14 protein-coding genes are annotated in these 13098 nt (G+C 58.3%); 11 read left to right on the top strand and 3 right to left on the bottom strand.

All coding sequences use genetic code 11. The features are described 5' to 3' along the window. Positions 1 to 11: 11 nt before the first annotated feature. A complete protein-coding gene (locus ASF70_RS16870) occupies positions 12 to 461 on the top strand; it encodes a hypothetical protein (protein ID WP_062581292.1) in 450 nt (149 codons plus the stop codon). A gap of 8 nt (positions 462 to 469) precedes the next feature. Further along, positions 470 to 916 carry a hypothetical protein gene (locus ASF70_RS16865; RefSeq protein WP_062581290.1) on the top strand — a complete coding sequence of 149 codons (447 nt, stop codon included), beginning with the start codon at positions 470 to 472 and terminating at the stop codon, positions 914 to 916. A gap of 436 nt (positions 917 to 1352) precedes the next feature. On the opposite strand, the gene ASF70_RS16855 is transcribed toward ASF70_RS16865, so the two are convergent. From ASF70_RS16855 to ASF70_RS16845, 3 genes are all read right to left on the bottom strand, one after another. Continuing rightward, positions 1353 to 1574, bottom strand: coding sequence for a hypothetical protein (locus tag ASF70_RS16855; RefSeq protein WP_062581285.1), 222 nt, complete (start codon positions 1572 to 1574; stop codon positions 1353 to 1355). 88 nt (positions 1575 to 1662) lie between these two features. Continuing rightward, positions 1663 to 2166: a heavy metal-binding domain-containing protein gene (locus tag ASF70_RS24665; protein ID WP_062581282.1), complete on the bottom strand. Its 504-nt coding sequence runs from the start codon at positions 2164 to 2166 to the stop codon at positions 1663 to 1665. Positions 2167 to 2239: 73 nt separating this feature from the next. Then, positions 2240 to 2554 carry a hypothetical protein gene (locus ASF70_RS16845; RefSeq protein ID WP_062581280.1) on the bottom strand — a complete coding sequence of 105 codons (315 nt, stop codon included), beginning with the start codon at positions 2552 to 2554 and terminating at the stop codon, positions 2240 to 2242. A gap of 59 nt (positions 2555 to 2613) precedes the next feature. On the opposite strand from ASF70_RS16845, the gene ASF70_RS16840 reads away from it, so the two are divergent. The 9 genes from ASF70_RS16840 to ASF70_RS16800 are packed head-to-tail and all read left to right on the top strand — an operon-like array spanning position 2614 to position 12992. Next, the gene (locus tag ASF70_RS16840) at positions 2614 to 4464 is read left to right on the top strand and encodes a hypothetical protein (protein ID WP_062581278.1); all 1851 of its coding nucleotides are present in this window, start codon (positions 2614 to 2616) and stop codon (positions 4462 to 4464) included. Further along, positions 4464 to 5120 (top strand): hypothetical protein, encoded by a 657-nt coding sequence (locus ASF70_RS16835; protein WP_062581276.1) that lies wholly within the window; start codon positions 4464 to 4466, stop codon positions 5118 to 5120. Before ASF70_RS16840 ends, ASF70_RS16835 begins: the two co-directional genes overlap by 1 nt. Then, complete coding sequence (locus ASF70_RS16830) at positions 5117 to 5710, top strand: hypothetical protein (protein ID WP_062581274.1); 594 nt, start codon at positions 5117 to 5119, stop codon at positions 5708 to 5710. The genes ASF70_RS16835 and ASF70_RS16830 overlap by 4 nt, the downstream gene beginning before the upstream one ends. Positions 5711 to 5712: 2 nt before the next feature. Further along, a complete protein-coding gene (locus ASF70_RS16825; protein WP_062581271.1) occupies positions 5713 to 6126 on the top strand; it encodes a hypothetical protein in 414 nt (137 codons plus the stop codon). Between the two features lie 7 nt (positions 6127 to 6133). After that, entirely contained in the window at positions 6134 to 10093 is a 3960-nt protein-coding gene (locus tag ASF70_RS16820) for a hypothetical protein (protein ID WP_062581269.1), read from the top strand. Positions 10094 to 10101: 8 nt separating this feature from the next. After that, entirely contained in the window at positions 10102 to 11622 is a 1521-nt protein-coding gene (locus ASF70_RS16815) for a hypothetical protein (RefSeq protein ID WP_062581268.1), read from the top strand. Between the two features lie 10 nt (positions 11623 to 11632). Then, positions 11633 to 11827, top strand: coding sequence for a hypothetical protein (locus ASF70_RS16810; protein WP_062581266.1), 195 nt, complete (start codon positions 11633 to 11635; stop codon positions 11825 to 11827). Further along, positions 11827 to 12669 (top strand): hypothetical protein, encoded by an 843-nt coding sequence (locus ASF70_RS16805; protein WP_062581264.1) that lies wholly within the window; start codon positions 11827 to 11829, stop codon positions 12667 to 12669. The genes ASF70_RS16810 and ASF70_RS16805 overlap by 1 nt, the downstream gene beginning before the upstream one ends. Further along, positions 12669 to 12992, top strand: a complete 324-nt coding sequence (locus ASF70_RS16800) for a hypothetical protein (RefSeq protein WP_062581262.1) — start codon at positions 12669 to 12671, stop codon at positions 12990 to 12992. The genes ASF70_RS16805 and ASF70_RS16800 overlap by 1 nt, the downstream gene beginning before the upstream one ends. The last annotated feature ends 106 nt before the right edge of the window (positions 12993 to 13098 follow it).

The following is a 13098-nucleotide window of genomic DNA, read 5'->3' as shown; positions in this document are numbered from 1 at the left end:
AGGGGAACGCAATGAGCACTTCAGACATCACCAGCAAATTCTTTGTCGCTACGGGGAAGCCTGCTACCTTCACCAAGGTAGGCTACGAGGCTATGACGTGGGTTCAGGTCAAAGGCGTCGTATCTATTGGCGCTACCGGCGTTTCGGACAACATTATCGATGTTCCGGATCTGGAAAGCGGGTTTACACTCGGTGTGAAGGGCGCTCGCAGCGGTACGGAGACGGAAGTTGCCCTTCGCGAGGTCAAAGCCGACCCTGGCCAGGTCGCCTTCAAAGCTGCCTGCGATGCTTTTGTTGAGTATAGCTTCAAAATTCTCGAGCCTACGGCGTCTGGCCAAGCCGAGTACATCACTGGCGTCCCCTCAAATTGGCGGCGTAACGAGCGGAGCACGACAACCTACGCGGGCTTTACTGCCACCGTTCGGTCGAACTATCCGTCCGTCTTCGCTACAGCGCCTTAAGGTGAAATATGGATTTCAACCAGTTCGACAGCCGAAAAGCGTCCGAAACACCGCGAGCGCTCCACCTCAAGCATCCTGGCACAGGCAAGCTGCTGTACGACGACAATGACGAGAGCAAGCCGTGTCGGCTGCTCGTTCTCGGCATTGAAGGCGAGACTGGCCAGGCGGCCATTCTCCAGAGCCAACGGGAGCGGATGAAGAGGGATACGACAGCCGGAGAGCCTACGCCCGTTTCGGACATCCACGACGCCTTGGTGAAGGAAATCTCACCGTTGATCGTTGGCTTCGAGAACGTTTCCCGCGGAAGCAAGCCCGCTGTGGCGCCGGCCGACGTCGAGTGGTTCCTGAACCTGCAGATCGTCAGTGGGACACGCGGGCAACTGTCCTTTGCGGAACAGGTTCGGACGTTCGCGACCGATCGTGCGGCCATCTTGGGAAACGGGAACGCCAGCTAGTTCTTGCTGCTGAACAGTTGGGGTGGCTGGCTTCTACAATCACCAACGAGACCAAGACTAGAGCGCAGCGTTACGTTGAGGCAGGTGCTCGCCTCCCGCTTGCTCCTCTAGATGGCGGGGAATATCTCCTCGAAGCGATGCGGGAGCTTGGGCCAATACGGTCAAACGGAATGGGTCTGACCACCCCTGAATGGCAGGAGATCACTGCTTTCGCTTCTGCTAACGGCCTGCGCCTGGCCCCTTGGGAATACCGCGCCATCCGGAAGATGTGTTCGGCATACCTCTCTGGGCTCCAATCGGGTAAGGAGCCTTTGTCGATCCCGCCGAACGAGCGCGCAGCGCTGCAATAGCAACAAGAGGCTCCCATAATGGGGGGCCTCGTTTTTATTGGAGATGAGGATGGAAAACCGTGTCGACGCTGATATCGAGTTGGCGGCTAAGATTGAGGGACTGTCTTTTGCAGATACTCGCTCAGAAGATACATCACCTGAGCAGTCTGCGGATTGCCCGACTTTTGGTGCCCAATCGACGTCACCTGAATCCTTTCGATCAGCGATCCAAAGTCGATCGCCCCACTCTTCGTAAGTTCTTCAACTAAGCAGCTCATCACGCTCCATGTCGCGGTGCGTGTGGCGTCTTCGTCTGCTTTAGATGTCATGCGTTCCTCCTAAGCTTGGCGCTCAGAAAGAAGCACGGCGGCAACCGGGAGTCGAGTCAGGGTTTCTTGGCGGTGCGGCGGGCCTTTTCTATGGCGCAAGTTTTACGGCGGTGCCGGTCGCAGCGACGAAGAGGATGCTGCCGCCAGACCCGCCAGACGTACTGACTTGGTTGTAGTCTATATCTACCGAGACGACGGCATCTGCACCGACAAGGAATGCTTCCCGCTTGAGTTCACGCATTGCAATCTCGCGAGCTTCCTTGAGCATCTTCTGAACGGACCCGCTTCGCCCGCCCAAGGTGTCTATCCAGCTGTTTGCAATGTCGCGGAAGACGTTCATCCCAACGGCGGCTTCGGCGCCGATCACTGCGATTATCTTATAGTCATTCGTTCCTGGAAGCGCCGGGGCGGTAGTTACAACAACTCGGGCTATCCGGCCTTCAGCTTCGGCTTCCGCCGCGGCGGCTTCGGCTGTTTTCGCAAGTTTTTCTCTGTCACGGTCTTCTTGCGTTGCGAGGCAGCCATCGCAAATTCCGCTTCTTCCTATTTCGAAGATACTGAATTTCTGGCCGCAGACCTTACACGTAGCCATTTAATGCTCCCTCACAGGCATTCGAAATATCCCAGATAGGTCAAGCTAGGGATCGGCCGCTTCGGCGGGCCTTTCACTTCTTCGGTTCTATCAAACTCCGAACACTGTCGACGTAGCCGATCGCGTTGGCCGCTTGGAAGTCCAGCTCAGTGACGTATCCATCGTTAATGCAAAAGGCGATATGGCCGCCTTTGTAGTTCTTGTTTTCGTTGCGGGAGAGGTCGCTAACCATATTTCGGCAGAAGCGTCCGTTAGCAGCAGTTTCGGCTGCTTTCCGAGCGACTTCACGTCTCTGAGCCGCTTGATATTCCGACCAGGCGTAGTACCCGCCCCCCGCGATCACTACGACACAGGTAACTGTGACAAGCCCCTTCAACCAACCGTCCATTACGAATCTCCCATGAAAAACGAACGGGACGATAACGCTTAGCCATTGGAGGCGTAAAGGTGTCTGATTTTGAATTGCTACTCACAGCAGACTCGCGCGGCATCGTCTCAGGGGAGAAGGCGCTCGACAGCATCACTGGCGCTGCCGAAAAAGCAGAAAGACAGGTAAAGCGGTCGTCGGACAGCATGTCGCAGGGCATGCAAAGCGTGGGTAAAAGCTCGATATTTGCTACCCAGCAGCTCAGAATGCAGGCGATGCAGCTTTCCCAGGTGGCGCAGCAGGCCAGTGCTACCGGCAATGTACTGCAGGCTATCGCGATCCAGTTGCCGGACCTCGCTCTTGGCTTCGGCCCGATCGGTATCGCGGCAGGCGCTGCGGCCGGCGCCGCGCTTTCGTATTTTTCGAGTGTCATTGATAATCGAGGCGATGCATCAGAGGCTCTGAAGGAACAAGAGACGCTTATCCGCCTCGTAGCAGACAGCTGGGGTGAAGCTGTCCCGGCGCTAAGAGACTACGTTGACCAGCTCAGTCGCGCTAAGGAGGTATCAGATCTCCTAGCCGCAACCGATGCTCTTGCGAACCAGTCGTGGGATCTCGCGCGCGTCCAGGTCAGCGACCTCAACATCGAATTGGCCGCCCTTGTGCAGGACTTGCAGCAAGCTGGCGCCGAGACCGATACAATACTCGAGCTGCAAAACGCGTGGTCGCGGGTATCAGCTGCTATCGCCGAAGGCAAAGACGACGCTGCTGCGATGAAGGACATGCAGGACGCTTTGTCTGCCGCAATTTCGCAGACTGGGATTCCTGCAGTAGGAGACTTTGGTGTCGCTTTCGATGGCCTTTCTCAGACGATCGCTGGGGCACTGCGCCAAGCAAATGCTTTCAAAGAGGGCGCTATCCAGGCGCTGACGGTCACCCAAACCCAGTTGGGGTCCCTTTCTCCAATGTGGTCCGAGAACGGCCAGATGTTCACGGACGACCAGTTTGTCCCTAAAGGCGATGTTCCTGTTCCTGGGTCGCGCGGCACGCCGGAATTGTCTGGGTTCCCGTGGGAGGAATTCAACAGGCAGCGAACTAGACGCGGCGGCGGGCGGTCGAACGAAGCCGCAAAAGCTGAACGGGAAAAGAAAGCCGTAGCTGACCTCATATCCGAACTGGAAGAGGAGTTATCCCTCGTAAATGCTGGTGATGCGGCCAAGCGGTCAGCTGCGGCATCCCGCCAAGCAGGAGCGGCGGCCACGGATGGCGAGCGTCAGAAGATCATCAGTCTGACGGAAGCGATCTACCAAGAAGAGCAAGCCCGGGAAGCCTTGGCGGACCAGCTCGACTTCGAGAAGGATCTGACGCGCTCCGTGATCGATGACATGAAGAGCGCTTTGGATGACGGCAAGATTTCATGGAAGGAATGGGCCGATATCGGCATCAGCATGTTGGACAAGATCACCGACAAACTTCTTGATGACGTGCTCGACTCCATCTTCACCGTGAACAACGCTGCCACCGGCTCTGGCGGCGGGGGAGGGCTCTTGAGTTCTCTCTTCGGTGGTCTGTTTGGCGGCGGTGGCTCTAAGTCGACCACGAGTTGGAGTTCGGGCTTGAGCGACTTCAAATCATTTGATGGTGGCGGCTACACAGGGGCGGGAGCGCGCAGTGGCGGCTTGGACGGGAAGGGCGGGTTTATGGCTCTGCTCCATCCCGATGAAAGTGTCGTTGATCACTCAAAGGGCAGCGCTAGATCATCGGGCGTCCATGTAACGAGCGAAGTCAAGGTCTCGGTTGACCAGAACGGCAATCTGCAAGCTTTTGTCGACCGCCGGTCGTCCGAGATCGCCGATGAGAGGTCATCCGCCAAGATAAAGCAGTACGACCTCGACAAGCAAAACCTGTATGCCAATGGACAATCGCAATAATGGCAGACCCAATCAATCTACCTGCTATCCCGTGGGCAGAAGTGAACTTGACGCCTGTCAGCCCTGCCAATGTTAGCATGATGGAGGGGCGCCGCTCCGAAGTCATGGCGAGCTTGACGCCGTACTGGATTGCTTCTTACAAGACTGGCACTCTCACTCGGGAGCAGTCGGGTCTCTTCGATGCCTTTCTAATGAAAGCGGACGCGCGCGGTGGCTTCACCTTCCTAGCATATGATCCGTGGCGCCCGAGGCCTATTGCGATGGACACAGGGAAGCCGCTCTCTGGAACGAAGTCCGGCGGCGGGGCCTTCACCGGGCAGGCCGTCCTACAGACGATCTCGAATAGCCGTCAGGTCGTGATTGCCGGACTGCCAGCAGGCTTCAAGCTTTTGCCGGGTGACTACATTGAGTTCCGCAAGAGCTTGCTCATTCGATCAATGCATCGGGTTATGGAGCCTGCAACGGCTACAAACTTCGGCGTCGTGACCGTTTCAATCTTATACGGTCTGGACACGCAGATTTTCACAACGTCTGCTACCGTGCACTTCGAGAAGCCATGTACTGTCATGATGATGGATCCCGGCAGCTCCTCCGCACCAAAGTCGCTCAACAACCGTGAAATTTCATTCGCCGCTACTGAGGTGTTCTTCTCATGAGCGCTCTAGACCCAAGCGTCGAAGCGCTGGTCATCGCCGGACGCATCGCGCGCCTTGACCTGATCCGCTTCGATCTTCCCGGTAAGTCTGTCGGCTATCACCGCGGCGGGCGCCCGTACACCTACAATGGCTTGGTCTACCTCCCGAACCGTTTCCTTCAGATGGGAAGCATGACAAGCGCTCTGGGAACGGCGGTCACGACGAGAACGATCGTGTTCTCGAATATCCCGGTATCGAACCCAGACGACGCAGTCGCGACGATCGAGGAGTTCAACTATCAGAACTCGCCGGTGATCATCGCCCACCTTGCCGGCAACCCCGATACGGACCAGGTCGTCGGCATCCTTGCCTCGTCCATCTATGAAATTGACCAAGTACGGTTCAACGAGGGTGCGCTGTCGGGATCGGAACGAAGTCTGACCCTCTCGATTGACCTGCAGCCGCCTGGCCGATCGGCGCGAGGCTCCACCGGTGTGAAACGGTCGATGGCCGAGCAGAAATTTGACAACGACCCGACCGATACGGGCCTCGAATACGTCGCCACCAATGCCACCATTCCCGAGGAATGGGGCCAAAGGACAGCTCAGTAATCATGAACCGATTCCGTGTTGTACAGGCCACGCTCGAGCGTGAGCTTGCGAAGCCGTACGCCTATGGCGACCCCGCCCGTTCCGACTGCTTCATGATGGGATGCGCGCTCGTGGACGCGCTTGAGGGTCGTTCGACGGTAAGGGCCTATGCCGGAACCTACAAGACGCTCCCGGGCGCGCAGAAGGCGCTTCGCAAGCGGGGCTTCTCGAGCCTCACAGACTTTTGGACTACAGAACTCGGCCGCCCACCTGTGGCGCCAGCGGAAGCGCAGTTCGGCGATCTCGTAATTCTCAAGCTGGATGATGGCGCCGAGCATGTCGCCATCTGCATCGGCACCCGGTTCCGAACCAAAACCCCTGACGGTTCAACCGATCACGCGCTCGCTGACGTCGTCGCAGCTTTTCACATCGGATAAAATCTGAATGGCAATTTTCACTGCGATCGGCGCGGCCATAGCTGGTGCGCTCTTTGCTGGATCCGCTCTCGCAGCGACGGTGATCAGCACAGGTCTGGCGTTCGCTGCCCGGATCGGCATGCAGTACCTGAATCGGCCGAAGGCCCGGAAGTACTCGGCTGTTCAGGGTGAGACCCAGTACGGCGGCGATATCTCCGCTCAAACGTTGTATGGCACCGGCAAGACCAAGGGCCAGCGCGTCTTTTACGCCAAGTGGGATAAGGGTAACCGCCTGAACGCCGACGTCTTCCTGCTGGCAAACGGATGGTGCGACGGGCTTGAACCCTACATCTATGTCTTCGGTGAGAAGAAGTCTCTCATCTCGCAGCCTACCGTTGGTGGCGAGACCGCCCGCTACTTCGTTGAAGATTTCTTGGACGGCCCGAACGGCATGCTCGTCCTCCGGTTCTACGACGGGCGCCCTGGTCAACCCGTCGATCAGCGGCTGGTCGACGTCTCGGCGGATCTTGGCCAGAAGTGGAAGACGACAAGCGTCAACGCTGGCATCTGCTATGTGGTTGTCGAGCGTCGCTGGTCAGAAGAGTTCTTCGGCACGAAGGGCAAGCCGGAGATCGAGTTCGTGCTGCGTGGTCTGCGCGAGTATGACCCTCGCAAGGATTCGACAGTTGCCGGCGGATCGGGCACGCAAAGGGTCGATGATCCGTCTACGTGGCGTCACACGCTCAATCCCGCTGTTCACCGACTGAACTATCAGCTTGGCCTCAGAGCGCTTGTCTCTGGCCGCACACTGATCGGTGAGGGCAAGTCCCTCGGCCAGTTGGATCTTGGGACATATTTCCTCGCCATGAACGTCTGCGATGCGCTGCGCACGGACGGCAAGAAGCGCTACCAGTGCTCACTCTTCGTGACCGGCGACGATGACCACACGGAAGTTCTTCGCGAGTTCGAAGATGCGATGGCAGGCTACGGCCTCAATCGTAGAGGTCTTTCCGGTGTCATCCCGGGCGCACCGCAGATCCCCGTTCTGGAGATCACGGCGAACGATATTCCGGTTGACCGCGCGAAAGATATCCAGTTCCGCAAATCAGCGTTCGAGCGGTTCAACCACCTCTCCGGACAGTTCACCTCGATCGAGTCGATGTGGAACCCGGAAAGCCTGAAGCCTGTCTACGTAAACGCCGACATCGCAGAAGATGGACGCAATCGCCAGACGTCGAACGACTTCTTGCAGGTCAGCGACCCCGATCTGGCTCAGTACCTGCTCAACATTCGGTATCGGCAGAACCGCAAGGGTGCCACCGCCACGCTCCCAGTAAGCCGGTCGGTCGGCTTCCGTGTCCAGGAAGGCGAATGGGTCTCATGGCGCGGCCGTGAATGGATGATCTCCGAGTGGGGCCTTGACGAGCAGTTCTGCGTCACACTGAAGCTCACTGAGACCGGCGCTGATATCTACGACGACGAGGACATTGAGCCGGGTCCGGTCGTCATCCCGCCGACCCCGCCAGTGAACCCCTCGGTCCTGTCGACGGTCCAGAACTTCACGGTTGAAGCCTGGCTGATCAAGAACGATGGCGGGTATCAGGAGCCAGCACTGCGGTTTCGCTGGACGCCGCCGGATGACCCGACGATTGTTGCGGTCCGCATCGAGTACCAGGCCCAGACCAACGGCTCGGATTTGTCGACCACGTCGTGCCCGAACCCTGACGAAGGCGAGTTTATTATCACGACGAACGTGGTGCCAACGCTGATCTACCAAGCACGCGCGACGATCTCGACGGTTCCGGATCGTTTCAAGACATGGACGCCTTACGCGACCACAACTGTCGCAACGGGCTCGATCCAGATCACCGTTGGCCAGCTCGCAGCAGAGATCAAAGAAGATCTTGAGACGCTGCAGGGCTGGATCGACGAGGACTTCAAGGCCGACTTCGATCAGGTCGTGATAGACCTGTCGAGTGAGATCGGTGACAGGGTATCCGGGGCTATCGAGAACGCTTCCCGGTATCGTTCGATCCTGGATGAGATGTCGGCGATACGCGACTATGCAGCCGACCAAGATTTCGCAAACTACCGGGACAAGGAGCAGCTTCGCCAAGCCATAACCGCCCGCGTCGAAGGTGGGTTTGCATCTTTCGAAGAACGGATCACGGTAGCAGCCTCGAATACATCAGCGGTATCGCAGCGCGTGACAACGCTGGAAGCTTCGACCAGCAGCATCGCGGCGCAGATCACCGATATTGACGAAGCCCGCGTCGATGGAGATCTTGCGCTTGCCCAACAGATCTCGCTTCTATCGGCCGGCACGGACAACCAGTTTGACCCTGTCAACCTATGGGACTTCGAGGTCGACGCTTCCGGCTGGACCGGCAACGGCACGCCGACAGTCGCCTCGGGCTTTCTACGACCGGCGAATGCTGCAACGGACCCCTACGTGGCGTCGCCTGCTATCGAGGTCATGGCCGCGAAATATCGGCAAGTCAGGTTGCGCATCCGCAAGTTCGGCTCGCCAGTATGGGAGGGGTATTGCTACTGGAAGGCATCCACCGACAGCACATGGGACACGGCGCGCCGCGCGGTCGTCGGTGAACCTGCCTATGATGCCAACGGTATCGGGCTGATCACGTTCAACCCGGAATGGTCCGGCTTGATTGCGCAGATCAGGATCGACCTCTCAGCGGCCCAGACTGCTACGGACTATTTCATCATCGACTGGATCTCGGTTGGCGCCCCGTCCCCCGGCGCGTCCCGTGCCGAGCTGGCGGCCGAGCGTCTTGCAAGGATCGACCAGGACGAAGCAATCGCAAGCAGTCTCGTTGCTCTTGAAGCGGAGTTCAACGATCCGGAGACCGGTCTTGGTGCAGTCGCTACCGGCGTTTCCATCCTGGAAGCCCGCGTAACCGATAACGAGGGGCTGATCAACGCGCAGGCAACTTCGCTCGATGCGCTAGCAGTCTCACTCAATGGTAAGGCGGGTATCGATGTCGTCAATGAGTTGTCGGCTGAAGTCGAGGCTCTGGGCGGCGGTGGGCTAGTCTCGCAGGGCGGTGATATTCGAGCCGTTCGAAACGAAATATGGCCGCTTGCCAGCGAAACGATCGAGCAGGACTTCGCCAATTTCCTTGGCACAATGGGTGCGCTCAAGGTCACTGCGGACGCAAGTGACGTCCTCGACACAAAGATAACCCTGACCAACAACAGCATCGATATCGTAGCCCGAGCCGTAACTCAGGTGCAGTCGGTGTTGCCAGGCCTCGCGACTTCGAGTGCCTTGAGCGCTCTCAGCACACGCGTCACGGCAGCCGAAGGAAACATTAGCAGTGCGTCGAGTGCCATTACATCGCTGCAGAGTGATCTAGGCAATCTCACTACAGTGGTGGGCACCAAAGCCAGCGCATCGGCACTCACCGCACTCACTACGCGCGTATCGTCCGCGGAAGCCAACATCAGTAGCGCCTCTAGCGCGATCACCTCGCTTCAGAGCGATCTCGGCAACCTGGAGGGCGTTGTCGGAACGAAGGCGAGCGCTTCAGCACTTACGGCGCTCACGACCCGCGTAGGCACCGCAGAAGGCCAGATCTCGGCGGTATCGGACAGCCTGTCGACAGTTACCTCTCGGGTAGACGACGTCTCGGCTGATGCCCGGTTCCGGATGACTGCAACGTCAGGGCCTAGCGGCTTTGCCCGTATTGCAGCACAGGCGAGGGTTTCAAGCGGTGCTGGGTGGCGAACTGCCGGCTGGTATATGGATGTCCCAACGGACGTTTCGGAGCCTACGCAGTTCCTAATCAATGCTGACAGGTTCGCAATCCTGAACGGGAGCTCGAAAAAGCAGCCCTTCGTCTTCGAAGGCGGCGAGCTGACGCTTGCGATCGCCAGCATTGGCACTGTGAAGGCGGGGCTTATTACAAGCCCTGACGGCAAGATGACCATCGACATCAACGCCGGAACGATAGTGATCAAGTCATGACGCGATTTATGATTGGCATCGATAACCTGGGGCATTCATGCGTGAAAATCACCAAGGGGAATATCGATCCAGTGACCGAACCGGACGGCAATACAGCGTCCTTCCTATACAACTCGAAAGTGGCGGCCGATGTGAAGTTGGCCGTCACTGACAGCACTCCCTTTCAAACCGGGAGCCGCTACCTGCCCTCCGGCTCCAATGTCAACAACTACCAAAAAGTCTTGCAGGCTCCCTCTGCGGGTTCCGCTGCGGTCAAGGATATCGGCGTCAGAAACAGCTTTTATGGAGACGCTATTCCTTACTCGCTTCCCATGTTCGATATCAAAACCCGTCGCCTCTCTGACGGCAAGTATATCGAGCAGAACCGGGTGAGGCGCGAGGGTCGCGAGGGGTATGGCGGGGCAGAGCCCGGCTATTATGAAACCTTCGATCGCGGTCAGAGCGTTTGGTGGGAAAATCGGCCGGACACGACAAGCAACACTGGTGATGTCATTGGCGCGCTCGGAAACGGGCTACTCTATCAAGGCAACAGTTATGCGACCGGGGATGCGGACCAGCTCGAAAAGGAAATCGTCATTTGGCGACTGCCTGCCGACAACACGCCTATCCTCGACGGCGCGCCGAAGGCTCCGATCGCGGGGCAGTGGTCTGCGCAGTTCAGCAAGGATTTCTGCAGGGTCGCAAAGCCGGGCTATGACGTCCGAACAGCTAGCCAGACGCAACTTGCTTTCGATAGCTCTGGGCGGCCTTTATCGGCAATTGGAGCGGCTGACATCAATCTTCCTGCCGGCGTGACCCGCTACGATCTAGGGTTCGCCGTCACGCCTAACATGCTGGCGGATCTGTTCCTGTATGTCGATGACGTGATCACATTCCCGATGAGCCGCTTTAATCGGTCGTTAGTCGCGGAATACTGGTTTTCCGGAAACAGCATCTACTTCGATAACAAGCAATCCAGCGCTTGCCGTTGTCGCTTTGTCGTTTTCGCGAACGATCGTGCGCCGCTCACGTCCGGAGATAACAATTTTCTTCGCCAGTTTACGTCTGGCGGCGAAAGGGTCATGCAGCTGTTGCGTCCCGGATCTGGCAACCCGCCGGCCTTCCGCGACATCGTCCTGGACAGCCGTTGGCCTTGCCTGCAAATCTTGGCCGAAGATTACAAGCCAATCGCCGCGCAGGCGAACCGAACCCCGCCAAGCGGGACGAATTCGGGGCAGTCCTTCACGGTCGATTTCAAAGGCGACGGCTTCTTTCCGATCGTCAAGTACATGACCGTGCATCACCATGAGGAATTCGGAAAATGCGTGAAGTTTCCGCAGACGCGTATCACCGAAAGCTACAACGGCTCGGCCCGGTATCATCAGGCTAATTCGTCCTACTGCCAGCTCACCGACAATCAGGCGACGTTCTGGACGTTCAACGGTAACCCATACAATGAGCGTTACGCCGAGAACCGGTGGAAATTCGACTACGTGCCCGACCCTATAATCGGCATCCGCTACTACATCCTCGGCATCCCCCAAAACTAGGGACAACCCCATGACAACCGTCAATATCGCGCCTGAAGTCGCCCTTCAGGAAGAGCGGGCGATTTCGGCTACGCTGAAGAACCGCGTTCTGATCCTGGCCCAAGGCGTTGCGGAACTCCGCGATGCTCTCGCTCGAAGCCAGGAAGAGGTCGAGAACCTTAAAGCGCAACTCGAAACTGCGCAGCGCGTCGGAGGAGACGACTGATGGCTCTACCGACATCCTATAACACGGGCACAGCCACGGTGAACGCCAACGGCACTGCGGTGACCGGGCAGGGGACAAGCTGGTTGACGTCTGGCTTGCAGGCGGGTGACATATTCTGGGCGGCCGGGCTTTCTGTTCGTATTGCCGCGGTCAACAGCAACACGTCCCTGACTTTAGCGTACGCCTGGCCGGGAACGACCCGCTCGGCCGATGTCTATGAGGTGCGCTTCGCGTCCGATGCGACGCGAGCGCTGTCGGCGGCCCGCCAAGTGCTCGATGCCCTGACGAACGGCAACCTGTTTTCGATCGGTGCCCTGACTACCGCCGTGAACAAGCTTGCCTACTACACAGGTGCCGGAGTGGCGGCGCTAACGGACTTGGTCGCCCATGGCCGTGCAATCATCGGTCTGACTGGCGGCAATGGAAAGTTCATCCGCTCTACGGGGCCGAATACCGCCGTCATGCAGGATATCGTCGGCCCTGTTTCCCAGAGCGGTGGCATTCCGACCGGCGCGATCGTCGAGCGTGGCAGCAATGCCAACGGTGAGTATGTGCGATACGCGGACGGAACGCAGATCTGCACCTATAACGCCGTTTTTCCTATCACAACGTCGCCTGTCGGTTCCATTCATCGCGACACTACGGGCGTTGGCGCTTGGAGCTATCCAGCGGCGTTTGCCGCCGCGCCGGCCGTCTCTGCTTCGGCGGCGTCAAACGCGGCTTGGACCGGCGTTGGTGCCGCTTCAGCGTCACAAGTAAACAGCGTTCCCGTGTTTGCTCCTACCGCTCTCTCAGGAAGCAGCATCCGCATCTATTTCATGGCAATCGGCAGGTGGTTCTGATGCGTATTTCGTTCTCGCCGCAGCGTCGTGAAGGATCGCTCAAAGTTGTGAAAGATGGAGACAAACTGCGCATCAACGGCGCGCTGTTCAGCTTCATCTCCCTGCCCGACGGCGCGACCATACCGTACGGGAACGTACCGTGCGAATGGATAGCCGGACCTGTCGAGCGAATTGACGGGGAGATTAGCCTTACGCTCGTCCTGCCTCACGGCAGCGATCCGTCACAATCCGTAGCCTTCCCTGACCCCCTTATTGACCCAGAAGACGGCGACCTCGTTATCCCGAGGGACCCGGCCGAGGAGATGGACAATGTGGACACCTGATCCGAGCATGTTCGTGACCGCTGCGCAGAAGGCCGCCGAGGCCAAACACGCGGGTCTGGCCGCCTACAAGGGTGCGTTCGATGCTCACCTTGACGAGGTCGCCGGG

It is taken from the genome of Rhizobium sp. Leaf321, assembly GCF_001423215.1.
Taxonomy (GTDB): Bacteria; Pseudomonadota; Alphaproteobacteria; order Rhizobiales; family Rhizobiaceae; genus Neorhizobium; species Neorhizobium soli.
Note: the sequence above shows the minus strand (reverse complement) of the source record. Positions and strands in the feature narration are given on the sequence as shown.